Genomic DNA, 15,730 nt, shown 5'->3' on the forward strand with positions numbered 1-15,730 from the left:
TAAAAGCTTGGACCAAGTGCACCAGAATCTCATCGTCTTCGACGGTGAGTGCGTGCTGTGTTCCGGCTTCTTCCGCTTCATGATGCGTCATGACCGCGCCGGGCAATTTGCCTTTGCTACTGCTCAGTCCCCGCTGGGGCAGCGGCTTTACTGCGACCTTGGCTTGCCCTCGGATGATTTTGAGACCAACTTGGTGATCTTTGACGGTCGCCCTCATCAGCGCCTTGATGCCTTTGCCGCGGCGATGCGGGCGCTTCCGTGGCCATGGCCGGCCTTGTCAGTATGCCGGTTTCTGCCGCAGCGCTTGAAGGATGCGTTCTATTTCAGTATCGCTCGCAACCGCTACCGTCTGTTCGGGCGGCGTGACACTTGCATGATCCCCAGTCCGGAAGTCCGCGACCGCTTTGCCTTGGGGGGCTATGGCGGATGAGGGACGCCTTTGGCGAAATCATCGCTGCGAAAGCTCTGCAGGTGCCGCCGGCGCTGATGCGGTTTCATGCCGAACCGCCTGAACGCAGTTTTGGCGTTGTTCGTGTCGAGGGCGGAAACCGCTGGGCTCAGCTGCTGGCCCGGCTGGCAGGCTTCCCGCCGCCTATGCCGCAGACCCGGTTCCGGCTGGATGTCACACCGCAGGGAAACGGCCATGTCTGGCGGCGTGTTTTCGGCAAGCATCAGACCCGGTCGGTCCTGCGCTATGACGCGCGCAGGGGCCGCGCGCTGGAGCGCTTTGGGCCGGTTGAGCTGGAGCTTTCGGTCCTGATGCAGCAGGGCACGCTGAAGGTTTCGGTAGAAAAAGCCCGCCTGTTCGGGTTTCCGCTGCCCAAGGCTCTGTGTCCGGAAAGCGCGTCCATGGAGTATGAAACACAGCAGGGGCACCTGGGGTTCGACATCTCCGCCAGCCTGCCAAGGGTCGGCTTGCTGGTGCGCTACACCGGCCACATTGCGCTGCCGGAATTGAACCTTCGGCGTTAACCATTTGCTAACCGTAGCGTTGCCCGTTTGCGGCCAGGGTCATAAACTCGCACCATCCGCATTTACCTTCCGGGGGGAAGAAGATGTCTGCACATGCCGATTTGAATGGAGCGCTGGATGCGCTGCAGGGAAAGCTCCAGTCGCTGAATGACTTGGTGCGCGCCAACCAGTTCATGGTGGAAGCGATGGCCAGCCAGGGCAACGCTCTGAAACAGATGAGCAGCGAACATACCCGGGACATGCTGCGCCATCAGGCCCGGGCCCGGTTTCATCCCGAAACCGGAACTGCACCTGATGCAGCGGTTCTGGCTATTCTAGAAGAAGTGCTGGCTCCTCAGCAGGAGAGTGCGGAGATCATTCCTTTTCCTGTCCGGGCTTGACGCCTGCCGGCACACATCTGCGAGAGGTTGCAGTCCGGACCGTGATCGCCCCTTGGAGACCCTGCGGCTAGTCCTTATGTTGAGGCGAACAAAGGGACATTTCCGGATGAAGAACCACATCACTGCTGCTTTGCTGGCCTGTGCCTCAGCCGCCCCTGCTGCTGCCGATACATTTGTTGCCAATCGCGGCGTGCGTGTCCTGCCTGTCAACGACTATGTTTATGAGGTGGTGCCAGGCCGCTCTGGCGGGACTTGGGACTATTGGTGTGCTGGCGCGCAATATGCCCGCCGGGTGCTGGGCGCGAACTGGACTGACCGGTATTATGTCGTTCGCGGGCGCGATGTCAGCGTCACCACAGGGCGCCGGTCCTCCGTTCAGTTTTCCCTTCACCCCGAACAGACTGGCGTGCAGCCCAAGACGGGCTGGCTGTCGCTGGGGTTCCGTCCGGGTGAAAGCCTGTCAGTTCAGCAGGGCTATGGGTACTGCGTGCAAGCACCGGCGCTGTAGTTGCTCCCCAAAAGCGGAGCGGATTCACGGGTGGTCACAGGTTTGTGCGGTCGTAGCGAGCAACGGGCAGGATGAATCAGCCACAACCGTTTTGGAAGCTGCCCGCGGCAGGCGGCAGAGCGATGCCAGCTGAACCGCTTAAGAATTTGCGATAATTCGGAGTTTCCGAAGCCTGCGCAGTGGCACCTTGCTGTGTCTTGGCTTGAAGCCTGAGGACGGGCCGGCCCGCACAGCAGTTTGAATGGCCTGTGTTTCAGATTTCCTTACCCTGATAGCTGGGCGCAGTGCATTGTGTCTTGTTGATTGAAAGGGTGCCGCCATGAAACCTGCTTCCGCTTTTGTATTCGCTGCCGCAATTTTGACTCTGGCGCTTCCCGTCAGTTCCGAAGCCAATTCCAGCCGCCACAGCATACATGTCAATCAAATGCCGGGCGGTATATTCGAAGTGATACCAAGAACCGGAAACGGTTACTTGTTCTGGTGCGGTGCCGCTGACTATGCCCACCGTGTTATCGGGGCTCCTTGGAATGCCAGCTTGCATATATCTCGCGGTTTGGGACCTAGTGAAACTACGGGGCGCAGGTCAGCAGTGCAGTTCACACTGGATTCAAATCTGGCCCAAACACCACCATCTGGCGGATACGGGTCTGTTAACAGCTTGCAAGCTGGTGATACAATGAGTGTCCAGAGAGCTTTCGATTATTGTTTTGTGCCGTTCGGGCGGCCGTGAAATTACTGTTCTCCACGGTCATTCCGGATTGCAGAGTAGGAGGTTGAGATGACCTGCAAGAAATTTTGGCTGACAGGAATGCTGGCAGTGGTTTTGTCCGTACCTGTGCCTGCATTTGCATGGAGGGCGATCAACCGAAATGAAGTGCTGCCGGTCTCCGAGGGCGTTTGGGAAGTGGTGGCCCGGAGTCGCTCCGGCGCGCAGGATTACTGGTGCAGCATCGCCGATTTTGCCATCCGCCAGCTGCGGGCACCGGTGAATCAGCGGATCTATGTGTGGCGCGGAGAGGGGCCGTCGGTGAACCGGCCTGGCCGCAAAGCAGTGCAATTTGCCTTCGGCCTGCCGCCTGGGGTTCCGGACCGCTCAGGCAGCTTGTCGCTCAATGTGCGCGAAGCAGGGGACAGCTTGCGGGTAACCTCGGCGCAGAATTATTGTTATGACAGGCTGCCCGGGCGCGACCGCTGGCTGCCATAACCGCAGCGGGCGCTGGTGCAGGGTTGCCTGCGCGGCCTGCACCGTCCAGAAAGGGCTCATGCAGCATGATTTCAGAATTCCGACGCGCGGGCAGGGGCTCTATGAATTTACCCGCGAAGTGAAGGCCTGGGTGTCTGCAACCGGCTTTCAGGACGGGCTGCTGACGATGTTTGTCCGTCATACGTCCTGCTCCCTGCTGATTCAGGAAAATGCCGACCCGGAGGTGCAGGGGGATCTGAGTGCGTTTTTTGCCCGTCTGGTGCCGCCGTCGTCTGATCCGTCCATGGGCTATCTGCGCCACACCTATGAAGGGCCGGACGACATGCCTGCCCATATCAAGGCGGCGATGATGCCTGTCAGCTTGTCGATTCCAGTCCGCAGCGGCGCTCCGGCGCTTGGCACCTGGCAAGGCATCTACCTTTTTGAACACCGCGATGCACCGCACCAGCGGCAGGTGGCGGCGCATCTGTCCTGAACCTCTTTATCTAGCGGCGGTAAATGCCCCCTACCCAAATTCTGGAGGGTCGCCTATAGTTGTGGATAACCGGGAACATGCCGGCACAATAAACAGGCTGACAGGATTGAGGGAGCAGGCGGATGCGCTGCCCATTTTGCGGAAATATCGACACTCAGGTCAAGGATTCACGCCCCGCGGAGGATCATGTTTCGATCCGCCGACGCCGGTTTTGCCCGGCCTGCGGCGGCCGTTTCACCACCTACGAGCGGGTGCAGTTGCGCGATTTGGTGGTGATCAAAACCAACGGCAAGCGCGAGGACTTCGACCGCGACAAGCTGGAGCGTTCGATCCGTATTTCAATGCAAAAGCGCCCGATTGAGCCGGAGCGCATCGACCAGATGATCTCTGGCATCGTGCGGCGGCTGGAAAGCATGGGCGAGACCGATATTCCATCCAAGAAAATCGGTGAAATCGTGATGGAGGCTCTGGCCCGCATAGACACCGTGGCCTACGTGCGCTTTGCCAGCGTTTACAAGAACTTTCAGGCAGCAGACGACTTCGAGGACTTCGTCCACGAGCTGCGTCCGCCGGTGGCGCCGGAAGAATAATGGATACGGATCACCGTTACATGGCGCTGGCGCTGTCCCTCGGGCGGCGCGGGCAGGGCAATTGCTGGCCGAACCCGGCAGTGGGCTGTGTCATCGTGCAGGGCAGCAGGGTTGTGGGGCGCGGCTGGACCAAACCGGGCGGGCGGCCGCATGCGGAAACCGAAGCGCTGGCGCAGGCGGGAGACGCTGCGCATGGCGCCACCGCCTATGTGACGCTGGAGCCTTGTGCCCATCATGGCGAAACACCGCCTTGCGCGCAGGCGCTGATTGATGCCGGGGTGGCCAGGGTTGTCGCTGCAATCGGGGACAGCGATCCGCGCGTTTCAGGGCAGGGCATCCGGATGTTGCGGGACGCAGGTATCAGAGTGGACACAGGCGTGTGGGGGGCGCAGGCTGCGCGGGACCATGCCGGGTTCTTCCTGAAGACCGAACAGGGGCGCCCGCTGGTGACCTTGAAGCTGGCCGGCAGCTTTGACGGCCGCATCGCAACCGGATCGGGCCAAAGCAAGTGGATCACCGGGCCGGAAGCGCGGCGTGCCGTGCATGCGATGCGCGCACGCCATGACGCGGTCATGGTGGGCGGCGGCACGGCACGGGCGGATGATCCCTCGCTGACAGTTCGTGATCTGGGGGTGGAGCATCAGCCGGTGCGTGTTGTGATCTCGCGCCATCTGGACCTGCCGCTGATGGGGCAACTGGCCCGCTCTGCCAAGGACATCCCGGTCTGGCTGTGCCACGGCCATGGGGCTGATCAGGAGCGTATTCGCGCCTGGGAAGGACTGGGTGCCAGGCTGATCCCCTGCGCGTCGCATGGGGTGCAGCTGGATGCCGGGGATATTCTGCAACAGCTGGGCGCGGCTGGACTGACCCGGGTGTTCTGCGAGGGCGGCAGCGCGCTGGCTGCGTCGCTGCTGGCCTTTGATTTGGTGGATGAGCTGGTCGGGTTCACCGCAGGCCTGGGCATCGGTGCCGAGGGGCTGCCTTCGATCGGCGCGCTGGGCATCGGAAGGCTGGAGGAAGCACCGCGGTTCGAGCTGGTCGAGGCGCGCCCTGTCGGTAAAGATATTCTGCACCGCTGGACACGCGCTCTGCGGTAATGCTTCGCTGTAGCCTTGCTAATCCGGGTTCTCCTGTCTGCCGCCGGACGATGCTTCTGCTCCGGTCCCGTTGGCCCAGCCTCGGTATCTTGCGGGTGCGGGAGCGCTTCTGCTTCGGTCAGCGCCACAGATAGGCGTAAGTGGCGAACAGTCCTTGCAGCTTCGACAGCAGCCTGTTGCTGAGGCCCGGATGCGGCAGGCGGCCCTCACGCAAGCGCATCACCGCCACTTCCGGGGGGCAGGGCTGGCCGGTCACTGGATCGAAATAGCGCGGATAATCGATCAGGGCTGCATGGGCCAGGCCGAATAGGGACACTTGCGCCTGCCGCCAGACGGGAACCGGCGCCAGATCGGTGGTGAGCCCCCAGCCCGCATAGAAGGGCGTGCCCAGGGTTGTGACTTTGAGCCCGCGCAGCAGCGCCTCGAATCCCAGAAGCGAGGTCATTGTCCAAACCTCCTCCACGGCGCCCAGCAGCGCCATCGGGTCTGCCCGGCAGGCAACAACGTCAGCCAAATCCTCTGCTTCGATCTGGCCCTGCCGCAATCCCGCCTCCACATCCGGGTGGGGCTTGTAGATGATCACTGCATCCGGATTGGCCGCCCGCGCGGTGCGCAGCAGATCCTGGTTGGTCCGGATCTCTCCAGCACCGCAGAGGATCGAGGCGTCGTCCTCAACCTGGCCCGGCACCAGGATGCGGCGGCCTTCGGGCAGGGCGGTGGCCGCACCGCCAAGGTTGTACTTTGAAACACCGTCTCTGATCAGGGACTGCACAAACCGCTCCGCCCGCCGTTCCTCAGCCTGGGTCATCTCTGTACGCTTGGAAATCAGCGCATCAAGGTCAGATGGCTGGCGCGGATCGTAGTAGATCCCTTGTTGGTCGGTCACCAGCGACAGCGGCGGCACCAGTTCCGCCCCCAGCCCGCGGGAGCGCAGAAACCCGTCCTCCACTCGCACTGCACCTGAGTGAGCTTCTGCTGCCTTGCCAGCCCAAACCATCCGCCTGCGGCCGCTGGCCTGCGCCTTGGCGGTGTTTTCGGTGAACAACACCCGCCTTTCCGCACCAAAGAACTTTTGCAAAGGCTTGCGCTTCCAAAGCCGCATGCCCGAGGCTGCCCAGCCCTGGCTGTCTTCACGCCAGGCCCGCGCTTTGGCCTCAAGGTTATTCAGAACCGTTTCAAGTTCGCACAGCTCATCCCGGAACGGGTCGTACCATTTGGGGTAAAGGATCATCGCGGCTGCAAACAGCTGCGCGCGGGTCAGCTGCCGCTGGCGCCGGGGCGGAGCATCTTCGTCGGTGCTCAACCCCCAGCCGGCGTAGAAAGGCTGCCCGAACACACGCGGTTTGTGACCCGCCAGGATCGCCTCGAAACCCAGCTGCGATGAGACTGTGTAAACCCCAACCGCCCCCTCCAGCAGCGCCCAGGGAGAGACGCCGCCTGTAAACAGTTCCAAACGTCCATGCGCATCCTTGGCATCAAAATATCCCGCACGGTATCCGCGCAGCGTCTCGGGGTGGGTCTTGATCAGGACCCGCGCGCCGGGATGCTCTTCCTGTGCGAACGCCAGCATTTCCAGAAACCGGGCCCTGTCCGCGCGCGACGCGGTGACTGAGGCATCGTCGCGCGCCTGATCCGCAACCAGCACATAGCCAGGCTCGGGTACTTCTGCACCGGGATCAAACGCGTTGTACTTGCTGAGATGCGCAGACTTGAGACGGGCAATGGCGTCACGCGCCCGTTGCATCAGATGCGTATCGTCCAGAGGGTGGGCTACCAGCAGCTGTTCCAGGTCTGATGGCTCTGCCGCATCGAAATGCACGCCTGAACGGTCCAGTATCAGGCCCATCGGCGGCTCTCCGGCGCGTCCGGGGTGAAGCGAGCGCAGAAACGCGTCCTCCACCCGCAACAGCCCGCAGCCGCGTTTCGCAGCAATGGCCTGGCCGCGATGGGCGGTGGGGGAGGCGCCCCAGATGCCAACCAGATCTTCTGCCTGCGGCAGGCCCAAGCGGATGGAATATCCAGACAGCTCCAGGATACGCCGCACACGCCGTTGTGTCAGAAAGCCGCCGTTGTAGACAAAAAGCCGGGACGCTGTGCTCCCGGCTTCCTGGTGGCCTGCGGTCAGGCGCATCTGTCCTTAGCCGCTAACCGCTGAGGAGGTGCTGGCCAGCGATCCAACCGGGGCCAGCAGCAGCGAGATCGTCTTGGTCCACTGGGCGTAGGGTGCCTCAGTCACATAGAGCGTGTCGTCGTCGCGGATCACGAAGTCACGGGCCATGAACAGCCCGTTCGGCTGGGTCAGGTTCAGCACATACACCATCCGCTGCGCGCCGATGAGGTCATCGCGGCCCAGCACCTGATTGGCGATCTCGGCAGGTTCATTGCGCAAAACGAAGACACCGGTCGGGTCGGCCGCGGTGGAGATCAGGCCGCCGACCTGGGCAATGGCTTCGAGAGCCGACAGATCCTGGCTTTCAAACGGTACCCGTGCCTGTGCGGATGTCGCGCCAAGCGCAGTGAAGGAGCGCGTGTCCTCCTCGACCAGAATGCGGTCGCCGCCGCGCAGGGCGACATCCAGTTCCGGATGGTCGAACAGATCCTGGAACCAGATCTTTCCTTTTTCCTGGCCACGGATCACGGTGACCTGGGCAATTTCAGGCTGGATAGTCACGCCGCCTGCCTGAGCCAGCATCGCCGACAGTGTTCGGGTCGGGCGCTCGATCGGATAGACGCCTTGTGCGCCCACAGAGCCGGTCAGGCTTACTGTGGCGCCATCTCCTGCCAGCCGACGCACCTGCACTTGCGGGTCGGGGGTCTGATCTTCGAGCTTTCTGGTGATGGTTTCGCGCAGCTGCTCCGGGGTATTGCCAGAGGCCCGGAGGCGGCCCGCATAGGGAACGAAGATATAGCCGGCACTATCGACCTGCACCTCTTCCAGAACTGTGGCATTGGTGGACTCAGCCGCCAGCAGCCCGTCATCCACGTTTTCCCAGACCGTCAGCCCAAGCACGTCGCCGGGGCGGATGGTGTCGGATGTCAGCTTGCCTGCGGAGGTGAAGCCGGAAGAGAAGCCAAGGGCTGGAACCACGGCGGTGGCCCGGGCGACCCGGTCATTGACGGAGACGATAAAGGCATCGCCTTCGCGCTGTACCGAGCCGGCGAAAATCTGGCGCTTGCTAGGGCCGACTTTCGGCAGCCCGCAGGACGCCGCAAGGACCAATGCCGCCAGCATTGCCACGGGGCGCGCCCAGCGAAGGGGAACGGATGTCACTGCTCGGTCTCCTCGACCAATTATTGTTTGCCTCAAGTTTTAGGGGCAACCTAACTGGCTGGCAGGAAAAAATCCAGTCTTTGGGTGTTTCCGCTTCAGGTCACCAGCCGCAACTGTTGCCGTGGTGCCGCTGTGCCAAGCCGTAGCGCGTCATAGGGATCTTCACCCGCCAGCATCATGTCGGCAACCTGGCGCAGCAGCTGGCGGCGGCCTTCGCGGGAGTAATAGCCGCCCGGTACCTGAGAGGTTTCTAGAAGAAAGCGCCGGTAGTCCTTGTAGGCGCGACTGTCAGGGCGCGCCGGGGCCTCAAAAAACTGGGCCAGCGGCTGTTCTGACACAAATTCCGGCTTGCCATAGACCGCACGGCCGAACACCCGCAGAGGAATGCCGCGCCACAGCACCTGCTGGCCGGCAGTGGAATTGACCGTCACTGCGCTGCGGGCTTCATTCAGCAGCTGTGCCAGCTTGCCGCCGCGTACATAATGGACCCGGCCTGCAACGCCATGCTCGCGCGCCAGGCGGCGCAGCGTGCGGCGGACCTGGGCGCGGCCATCCTCCAGCGGATGCGCCTTGATGACCAGATGATGGTGCCGCGGTGCGCCTTCGGCAAAGCCGGTGATCACTTCAGCCAGGAAATCGCCCATGCTGGTAAACGGGGAATGCATCTGGAAAGAGCTGTCGTGCTCCAACTGAAGAAGTGCCAAGTGATAGGGAAACCCGCCATTGCGGATACGCCTCTCTGCCAGCCGCCGCTCCAGTGCCTGTATGGGCATCAAAAGCAGACGCTTGAGGTAGAGCTGAAATTCCTTGGTCACCGGAAGCGCCCGGTGCGGCTGGAAGTTGCGGTACTTGCGGTTCCGGAACATGACGAACCAGTGGTAAAGCGCACCATAGAAAACGTGCTGGCGCATGTCGCCCCAGTGCGCGGGCGGCAGCGGCGCCTCCATGTCCGAGAGCGACAGCGCCTCCTGCATCTGCGGCACAGTCATTTCCATGAGCCGCGAATGCCCATTGGCGCCGCCGCGTTCATAGGTGACCCAATAGGGGCGCAAGTAGCCTTCTTCAAAGACATGCACGGTGATGCCGCGCTGCCGCGCCGCCTCAACGGCCGTGGCGTGAATGGGGCGGGTATCCCCGTACAAGACAATGTCCGTCACCCCGCGGTTTTCCAGCAGTCCTGCCAGATAATCAGGCCAATCCTGCGGGTTGCCGTTATAGGGAAGGTAGCTGGCCTTGGGGCGCCAGAATGCCTGGTCGCCTGCATTGAAGCCCACCCGCGCCACTTCGCAGCCTGCGGCCGTCAGCATCCGTCCGAGCGCGGCAAAGAACGGCCCGTGCGGGCCTTGCAGGAACAGGAAGCTGCGGTGTTTCAAATCAGCATTCGGCATCACAAGACGGGTTATACAGGGGCAAAATCAGGGATTGATTAACATTTGACTGGGGCGAAACTATGGCTGCTAGGGCGGCGAAGACAAGCCGGGGCTTGTGAAGGCCGCACAGCTTGGCTACCTCTGCGGCAGGAATGACATATCACCGGCAGGGAGCGCCCCATGTTCACAGGCATCATTACCGACGTAGGCACCATTGCCGAACTGGAGCAGCAGGGTGATCTGCGGGCCCGCATCCGCACCGCCTACGATACGGCCACCATCGACCTTGGCGCTTCGATTGCCTCGGACGGCGTCTGCCTTACTGTGATCGCCCTGGGCGAGGACTGGTACGACGTGCAGATCTCGGCAGAGACGGTCTCCAAGACCAATCTCGACAGCTGGACCGTGGGCAAACGGGTGAACCTGGAGCGCGCCCTGAAAGTGGGCGATGAACTGGGTGGCCATATTGTCTCAGGACATGTCGACGGTGTTGCCGAAGTGGTGGCCATGAAGGACGAGGGCGACAGCACCCGCGTCACCCTGCGCGCGCCAGAGGCGCTGGCCCGCTTCATCGCGCCCAAGGGCTCGGTCGCGCTGAACGGAACCTCGCTGACGGTGAACGATGTCGAGGGGCGCGACTTCGGCATCAACTTCATCCCGCACACCAAGGAAGTTACCACCTGGGGCGATGTGAAGACGGGTGATTTCATCAACCTGGAAATCGACACGCTGGCCCGCTACGTCGCCCGGCTGCAGGAAGCGGGCTGATCGGGCACGCCCCTTCATCTTTCCTCAAATACTCCGGGGTGAGGCCGGTAGGCCGAGGGGCGGCGCCCTTGAATGTCTTGTGCACCCATGCACAGGGCGCGTCCGGACGTACGGTTGCCGTTTGCAGGACTGGCATTTGCCGCCGGCCTGGGCTATCTGGCTGGGAAAGAACCCGCAGTGCCAGGCGTGCTGCCCATGCGCATCGAAAGGCTGCCATATGAGCTTTGAAACACCAGGGCCGGTTGAGGCGCAATTGCGCGATGCCATCAGCCCGATCGAAGAGATCATCGAAGAAGCCCGCCAGGGCCGCATGTTCATCCTTGTTGATCACGAGGACCGCGAGAACGAAGGCGACCTTGTGATCCCCGCGCAGCACGCGGATGCGGCGGCGATCAACTTCATGGCGACCCACGGCCGCGGGCTGATCTGCCTGACGATGCCCGCCGAGCGGATCGAGGAGCTGGGCCTGCCGATGATGGCGCTGCACAACTCCTCGCGCCACGAAACTGCCTTTACCGTTTCCATCGAAGCGCGCGAAGGCGTGTCCACCGGTATTTCTGCAGCCGACCGGGCGCTGACCGTGGCCACTGCTATTGATCCTGAGAAGACCGCCGCCGATATTGCCACCCCTGGCCACGTCTTCCCGCTGCGCGCGCGCCGGGGCGGGGTGCTGGTCCGCGCAGGCCACACGGAGGCCGGCTGCGATGTGGCGCGTCTGGCAGGCCATTACCCGTCGTCCGTGATCTGCGAGATCATGAAGGAAGACGGTACCATGGCGCGTTTGCCTGACCTGGTCGAATACGCCCAGAAACATGGGTTGAAGATCGGTACCATCTCCGACCTGATCACCTACCGCGCCCGCAACGACAACCTGGTGGTGGAAACCTCGCGCGAGACAGTGACCTCAGAAATCGGGGGGGAGTGGGAAATGCGGCTGTTCACCGATCAGACCCACGGCATCGAGCATGTGGTGATGATCAAGGGCGACATCACCACACCGGAACCGGTTCTGGTGCGCACCCATGCGCTGCATGAAGCAACGGACATTCTGGGCCTCGGCCCTAAGTCTGCCCGCCAGCTGCCACGCGCGATGGAGATCATTGCCGAAGAGGGCCGCGGCGTCGTGACTCTGTTCCGCCAGCCGCGCAATGCGCTCTATGCGAACGAGGACGAAGGCCCGCGCACGGTGACCATCAAGCAGACCGGCATCGGTGCCCAGATCCTGTCGAGCCTGGGCTTGCATGAACTGGTCCTGCTAACCGACTCGCCCTCGACCAAATACGTCGGGCTGGATGCCTATGGCCTCGCCATCACCGGCAGCCGCCCCATTCTGAAGGACGCTTGATATGGCTGGACATGAAACCCACCACACCCTGCCGCGCGCAGAGTTCGACAAGCCGGTGAAACTGCTGATCGTTGTCGCGCCGTACTACAAGGACATCGCCGACAATCTGGTGGCTGGCGCGGCGGCTGAGATCGAAGCCGCTGGCGGCGCATTCGAGATCGTGGAAGTGCCGGGCGCGCTGGAAGTGCCGACCGCAATTGCGATTGCCGACCGCACCTCCAATTTCGACGGCTACGTGGCATTGGGCTGCGTGATCCGCGGCGAGACCACCCATTATGACACAGTCTGCAACGACAGCTCCCGCGCGATCCAGCTGATGGGGCTGCAGGGGCTGTGCATCGGCAACGGCATCCTGACCGTGGAAAACCGCAAGCAGGCCGAAGTGCGCGCCGATACCGCCGATCAGAACAAAGGCGGCGGCGCGGCGGCTGCGGCCTTGCATCTGATCGCACTCACGCGTAAGTGGGGCGCCCAGACCAAAGGCATCGGCTTCAAGGCGCCCGCAGGGGCATACCAGGTAGCCGGTACAGACAACGGATCCACCAGCGCATGAGCACCCAGGACAGCCGCCCCAAGGGCAACGGCAAGAATCAGATGAGATCGGCAGCGCGGCTTTACGCCGTGCAGGCGCTGTTCCAGATGGAACACAGCAGCCTCACCTTTGACAGGGTGATCGTCGAGTTTGAGGACCACCGTTTTGGCGCTGTCTATGAGGGTGACGAGATGGCGGAAGGCGACACTAAGGTGTTCCGCAATCTGGTGCGCGAGGCGGTGAACCATCAGGCGCGGATCGACCAGATGACCGACCGCGCCCTGGTGGCAAAATGGCCGATCGCCCGCATCGACCCGACCCTGCGGGCGCTGTTCCGCGCGGCGGGGGCCGAGCTGACCCAGTCCGACACCCCGCCCAAGGTGGTGATCAACGAGTTCGTCGACATCGCCCGCGCCTTCTTCCCCGAGGGGAAGGAGGCGAAGTTCGTCAACGCCGTGCTCGACCACATGGCGCGCGAAGCCCGGCCAGAAGCATTCTGAACCGGCCTCTGCCACAGACGTGAACTGAAAAAGGCGTGCCTTGGGGCGCGCTTTTTTGTTTTGCGGGTGGAGAGAATGAAAGGGTGCGGCAAATTCCGCTCATCCCTTCCGGAAACGCTGGACGCCGCCGCAAAGGCTGATAACCTCTTCTTGCTTATCTGGAGGACTCAGATGCCTGAACTGGTGAAAATGTACATCCGCAACGTGCTGATCGGCTTTGGGATCGCTGCCGCCTTTGTGGCAATGCTCCTGTGGTTCAATGTGATGAACCTCTGGGCGCTGGTTTCGACCTCTGACGTCGGGCTGCTGGCGGTGTTCCTGCTGTGGTTCATGAACGGCATCGTGTTTGCAGGCGTGCAGTTTGCATGGGCGGTGATGGCCATGGCCGAGAAGAACGACGGCCCCCGCGGCGGCACCCCGGTGGCGCATGAGTTCCAGCCGGTGCGGGTGCCGACAGAGGAAACCTCCCGGCAGCAGCGCCAGCTGAACCGCCGCTGAACCGAGAAACAACTGAATTTCTGCCGCGTTTTCCCTGGAAAACGCGGTTTTCGTATGTACCAACGGGGGAAGAAGCGGCGGGACCACCAGTCAACCGTGCGGCTTTGATTCCCGAGGACCTGTATATACAGGTGGGCGCCAGGTAAACGGACCAGGATCCGGACAGAGCCAGCTCCCTCGGAATTGCTTAAGGCCACCGGAATGCTGCCTATCACGAGAAGGGCAGTACCCGCCAAGGCCGTAACTAAGCTGCCGGAGGCGCCGTTACAAGGGGGTAGGAGGCATCCGGCAGCGTTTCGCGGCAAAAGCGCGGGATTGCATTTTGTTCCCTAATTGTTCACATTCTCTACCATGATGGAAGATCTGCAGTCAGGACAGAAACTTGCCCGCGGGGTGTCACGCTATCTGCGCTCGCTCAGCTTTGCGCCGCTGGAGGAATTCGTGCCGGCCCGCGGCTTGCGGGTGGACGTGATGGCGCTGGGACCCAAAGGGGAGCTGTGGGTGATCGAGTGCAAGTCCAGCCGCGCCGATTTTCAGTCCGACAGCAAGTGGGAGGGCTACCTGGAATGGTGCGACCGGTATTTCTGGGCGGTGGACATGGATTTCCCCACCGAACTTTTGCCGGACGGCACCGGGCTGATTATTGCCGATCCCTATGATGCGGAAATCATCCGCATGGCGCCGGAAGACAAGCTGGCGCCGGCCCGGCGCAAGAAGCTGGTGCAGAAATTCGCCATGGATGCGGCCCGCAGGCTGCAACGTCTGCGCGACCCGCGCCCGGGCAAGGACGGGCAGCTCCTTGGGGGTGCAGCAGAGGAGCAGCCGGACTGGTGACCCGGGAGGCTCCCGCGCCTGCAGAGGCGCCGGTTGCGCCGGTGCCTCTTGGCAGCCTTGGGCCGGGCAGCGCACCTGAGGTGCGCTGCTGGCAGCTTCAGGCTCAGGCTGTTGTGTTCACTGCCGCGGGCTGGTGCAGCAGTGCGATGGGGGCGTCCTGGCCGGTCGCAACGCCGATGGCGCCGCCTTGGGACACGTTGGTGAAGGTGATGCTTCCGCCGGTGTCGAAGGTCAGCGTCAGCGTGTCACCGTCGCGCGTGGAGCTGTAGGCGGAGGCGCCCATTTCGCGCAGCTGCACCACTGCGTTTGCACCTCCTGTCAGTTCAACGGTGTCATGGCCGTCGCCGAGACTGTACTGCAACGCCACGGTGCCGCCCTGCAGGGTGAAACGGTCGTCACCGCCGCCGCCGCGTGCAGCCAGGGTTTCGCCCACCTGCAGGGTGATCTGGTCCTCCCCGCTGCCGCCGCTGACCTGGGCGTAGTTGCTGAGGGCCTGGCGCATCTTCTCAGCTGCAGGGGCGTCGGCATTGTAGACTGGCGCAGTGCCTTCGTTCGGGTCTCTCAAGGCGCGCTGAGCCGCGACCGAGATCACGTCGTTGCCAGCACCGCCGCGGATTCGCGACACCAGAGTGGCCGCGACCGCGATACTGTCATCGCCTGCCCCGGCCCGGACACCGCGCAGGGTGCCTGCCTGGATTGCAATGGCGTCATCGCCGCCGCCGGTGCTGATGTTGCGGGCATGGCGGGCGCGGATTGAGACCGAATCCGCATTAGAAAATTGTTCCTGCCTGCGCGCCTGTCCCGGGGCATGCTGATGCCCGAGGGCAAGGCCATTCATGCGGCTGAACCGGCGGCCATAGCCGAAGCCGGGGCCTTCAAAGGGGCGGGCGGCCTCGCGATCGGTGTGAACGCCCTGCACGATGCGTCCCTCCAGCGCCACTGCATCGGCTCCGTCACCGGTAGCAACCCGGCGGATTACATCGGCACGCAGCTCAACCGTGTCGTCGCCTGCCGTGCCCGCCGTGTCCGTCACTGCGGTCGGGATGGTCTGCGATGGTGTTTGCGGCTGCTCAGCTGCCGGCTGCACAGGGACTTCCCCCTGTTCTTCCGGCAGGCCGGTCAGCAGGATAAGGGCCACGGAATTTTCCGGCCAGGGCTGCGATGTAAGGGTGTGCAGCGCCTTGGCCATCTCGAAGATGCGTTTCTCGTAGTGGCTGGCCTCCGGGCTGGCAACGCTGGCCTGGGTCACCTCAAGCGGCGGCAGGATTTCTGCTGCAGGACTATCGGCCGGGGCAGGGGCCGGCTGCAAGGTGACAGTTGCTTCTGGCGTGGCTTGCGCTGCCGGCGCGGCGGTCTGGGGCGCGGTCTGGGGCGCGGTGTTGGGGG

18 protein-coding genes and 1 pseudogene are annotated in these 15,730 nt (G+C 62.9%); 14 read left to right on the plus strand and 5 right to left on the minus strand.

Annotated features, from left to right (window positions below):
* Positions 1–16 precede the first annotated feature (16 nt).
* The 4 genes from RA26_RS12845 (at position 17) to RA26_RS12860 (ending at position 1,860) form a co-directional block, all read left to right on the plus strand.
* Entirely contained in the window at positions 17–430 is a 414-nt protein-coding gene (locus RA26_RS12845; protein ID WP_241482643.1) for a thiol-disulfide oxidoreductase DCC family protein, read from the plus strand.
* Positions 427–972: a DUF4166 domain-containing protein gene (locus tag RA26_RS12850; RefSeq protein WP_039184157.1), complete on the plus strand. Its 546-nt coding sequence runs from the start codon at positions 427–429 to the stop codon at positions 970–972. The genes RA26_RS12845 and RA26_RS12850 overlap by 4 nt, the downstream gene beginning before the upstream one ends.
* An 83-nt stretch (positions 973–1,055) precedes the next feature.
* Complete coding sequence (locus tag RA26_RS12855; RefSeq protein WP_039184159.1) at positions 1,056–1,352, plus strand: hypothetical protein; 297 nt, start codon at positions 1,056–1,058, stop codon at positions 1,350–1,352.
* A 106-nt stretch (positions 1,353–1,458) separates the two neighbouring features.
* Positions 1,459–1,860, plus strand: a complete 402-nt coding sequence (locus RA26_RS12860) for a hypothetical protein (protein WP_039184160.1) — start codon at positions 1,459–1,461, stop codon at positions 1,858–1,860.
* Between the two features lie 253 nt (positions 1,861–2,113).
* Here the strand turns inward: RA26_RS12860 and RA26_RS22645 are convergent, their stop codons facing one another.
* A complete protein-coding gene (locus tag RA26_RS22645; protein ID WP_152612602.1) occupies positions 2,114–2,365 on the minus strand; it encodes a hypothetical protein in 252 nt (83 codons plus the stop codon).
* Positions 2,366–2,638: 273 nt separating this feature from the next.
* On the opposite strand from RA26_RS22645, the gene RA26_RS12865 reads away from it, so the two are divergent.
* The 4 genes from RA26_RS12865 to ribD all read left to right on the plus strand — a co-directional run bounded on the left by RA26_RS12865 (position 2,639) and on the right by ribD (position 5,226).
* Complete coding sequence (locus RA26_RS12865; protein WP_039184162.1) at positions 2,639–3,064, plus strand: hypothetical protein; 426 nt, start codon at positions 2,639–2,641, stop codon at positions 3,062–3,064.
* Positions 3,065–3,122: 58 nt separating this feature from the next.
* Positions 3,123–3,539: a secondary thiamine-phosphate synthase enzyme YjbQ gene (locus RA26_RS12870; protein ID WP_039184203.1), complete on the plus strand. Its 417-nt coding sequence runs from the start codon at positions 3,123–3,125 to the stop codon at positions 3,537–3,539.
* 122 nt (positions 3,540–3,661) lie between these two features.
* The gene (gene nrdR / locus RA26_RS12875) at positions 3,662–4,129 is read left to right on the plus strand and encodes a transcriptional regulator NrdR (RefSeq protein ID WP_019294728.1); all 468 of its coding nucleotides are present in this window, start codon (positions 3,662–3,664) and stop codon (positions 4,127–4,129) included.
* Complete coding sequence (gene ribD, locus RA26_RS12880; protein WP_082015822.1) at positions 4,129–5,226, plus strand: bifunctional diaminohydroxyphosphoribosylaminopyrimidine deaminase/5-amino-6-(5-phosphoribosylamino)uracil reductase RibD; 1,098 nt, start codon at positions 4,129–4,131, stop codon at positions 5,224–5,226. The genes nrdR and ribD overlap by 1 nt, the downstream gene beginning before the upstream one ends.
* Before the next feature lie 118 nt (positions 5,227–5,344).
* Here the strand turns inward: ribD and RA26_RS12885 are convergent, their stop codons facing one another.
* From RA26_RS12885 to RA26_RS12895, 3 genes are all read right to left on the minus strand, one after another.
* A complete protein-coding gene (locus tag RA26_RS12885; protein WP_039184163.1) occupies positions 5,345–7,357 on the minus strand; it encodes a capsular polysaccharide biosynthesis protein in 2,013 nt (670 codons plus the stop codon).
* Between the two features lie 6 nt (positions 7,358–7,363).
* Positions 7,364–8,458 carry a polysaccharide biosynthesis/export family protein gene (locus RA26_RS12890; RefSeq protein WP_446720176.1) on the minus strand — a complete coding sequence of 365 codons (1,095 nt, stop codon included), beginning with the start codon at positions 8,456–8,458 and terminating at the stop codon, positions 7,364–7,366.
* A gap of 134 nt (positions 8,459–8,592) precedes the next feature.
* Positions 8,593–9,885 (minus strand): capsule biosynthesis protein, encoded by a 1,293-nt coding sequence (locus RA26_RS12895; RefSeq protein WP_039184165.1) that lies wholly within the window; start codon positions 9,883–9,885, stop codon positions 8,593–8,595.
* Positions 9,886–10,047: 162 nt separating this feature from the next.
* Here RA26_RS12895 and RA26_RS12900 point away from each other — a divergent pair, with 162 nt between their 5' ends.
* From RA26_RS12900 to RA26_RS12925, 6 genes are all read left to right on the plus strand, one after another.
* On the plus strand, positions 10,048–10,635 hold the full coding sequence (locus RA26_RS12900; RefSeq protein WP_039184166.1) for a riboflavin synthase: 588 nt from the start codon (positions 10,048–10,050) through the stop codon (positions 10,633–10,635).
* 217 nt (positions 10,636–10,852) lie between these two features.
* Positions 10,853–11,980, plus strand: a complete 1,128-nt coding sequence (gene ribB / locus RA26_RS12905) for a 3,4-dihydroxy-2-butanone-4-phosphate synthase (protein ID WP_039184167.1) — start codon at positions 10,853–10,855, stop codon at positions 11,978–11,980.
* Between the two features lies 1 nt (position 11,981).
* Complete coding sequence (locus RA26_RS12910; protein ID WP_039184168.1) at positions 11,982–12,533, plus strand: 6,7-dimethyl-8-ribityllumazine synthase; 552 nt, start codon at positions 11,982–11,984, stop codon at positions 12,531–12,533.
* Complete coding sequence (nusB, locus tag RA26_RS12915; RefSeq protein WP_039184169.1) at positions 12,530–13,012, plus strand: transcription antitermination factor NusB; 483 nt, start codon at positions 12,530–12,532, stop codon at positions 13,010–13,012. Before RA26_RS12910 ends, nusB begins: the two co-directional genes overlap by 4 nt.
* Before the next feature lie 171 nt (positions 13,013–13,183).
* Complete coding sequence (locus tag RA26_RS12920) at positions 13,184–13,510, plus strand: hypothetical protein (protein ID WP_039184170.1); 327 nt, start codon at positions 13,184–13,186, stop codon at positions 13,508–13,510.
* A gap of 351 nt (positions 13,511–13,861) precedes the next feature.
* Positions 13,862–14,344 (plus strand): MmcB family DNA repair protein, encoded by a 483-nt coding sequence (locus RA26_RS12925; protein WP_039184205.1) that lies wholly within the window; start codon positions 13,862–13,864, stop codon positions 14,342–14,344.
* Positions 14,345–14,447: 103 nt separating this feature from the next.
* Here the strand turns inward: RA26_RS12925 and RA26_RS12930 are convergent.
* Positions 14,448–15,730 (minus strand): annotated as a pseudogene (locus RA26_RS12930) (hypothetical protein); the annotation flags it as partial.

Origin of the sequence: Leisingera sp. ANG-M7, assembly GCF_000813965.1 — a bacterium.
Taxonomy (GTDB): domain Bacteria; phylum Pseudomonadota; class Alphaproteobacteria; order Rhodobacterales; family Rhodobacteraceae; genus Leisingera.

Coding starts and splice junctions, on each gene's coding strand:
- ribB (WP_039184167.1), top strand. CDS start 10,853: ATGAGCTTTGAAACACCAGGGCCGGTTGAGGCGCAATTGCGCGATGCC.
- RA26_RS12855 (WP_039184159.1), top strand. CDS start 1,056: ATGTCTGCACATGCCGATTTGAATGGAGCGCTGGATGCGCTGCAGGGA.
- RA26_RS12850 (WP_039184157.1), top strand. CDS start 427: ATGAGGGACGCCTTTGGCGAAATCATCGCTGCGAAAGCTCTGCAGGTG.
- RA26_RS12910 (WP_039184168.1), top strand. CDS start 11,982: ATGGCTGGACATGAAACCCACCACACCCTGCCGCGCGCAGAGTTCGAC.
- RA26_RS12860 (WP_039184160.1), top strand. CDS start 1,459: ATGAAGAACCACATCACTGCTGCTTTGCTGGCCTGTGCCTCAGCCGCC.
- RA26_RS12865 (WP_039184162.1), top strand. CDS start 2,639: ATGACCTGCAAGAAATTTTGGCTGACAGGAATGCTGGCAGTGGTTTTG.
- RA26_RS12885 (WP_039184163.1), bottom strand. CDS start 7,357: ATGCGCCTGACCGCAGGCCACCAGGAAGCCGGGAGCACAGCGTCCCGG.
- RA26_RS12925 (WP_039184205.1), top strand. CDS start 13,862: ATGATGGAAGATCTGCAGTCAGGACAGAAACTTGCCCGCGGGGTGTCA.
- ribD (WP_082015822.1), top strand. CDS start 4,129: ATGGATACGGATCACCGTTACATGGCGCTGGCGCTGTCCCTCGGGCGG.
- RA26_RS12890 (WP_446720176.1), bottom strand. CDS start 8,458: ATGCTGGCGGCATTGGTCCTTGCGGCGTCCTGCGGGCTGCCGAAAGTC.
- RA26_RS12870 (WP_039184203.1), top strand. CDS start 3,123: ATGCAGCATGATTTCAGAATTCCGACGCGCGGGCAGGGGCTCTATGAA.
- RA26_RS12920 (WP_039184170.1), top strand. CDS start 13,184: ATGCCTGAACTGGTGAAAATGTACATCCGCAACGTGCTGATCGGCTTT.
- nrdR (WP_019294728.1), top strand. CDS start 3,662: ATGCGCTGCCCATTTTGCGGAAATATCGACACTCAGGTCAAGGATTCA.
- RA26_RS12900 (WP_039184166.1), top strand. CDS start 10,048: ATGTTCACAGGCATCATTACCGACGTAGGCACCATTGCCGAACTGGAG.
- RA26_RS12895 (WP_039184165.1), bottom strand. CDS start 9,885: ATGCCGAATGCTGATTTGAAACACCGCAGCTTCCTGTTCCTGCAAGGC.
- nusB (WP_039184169.1), top strand. CDS start 12,530: ATGAGCACCCAGGACAGCCGCCCCAAGGGCAACGGCAAGAATCAGATG.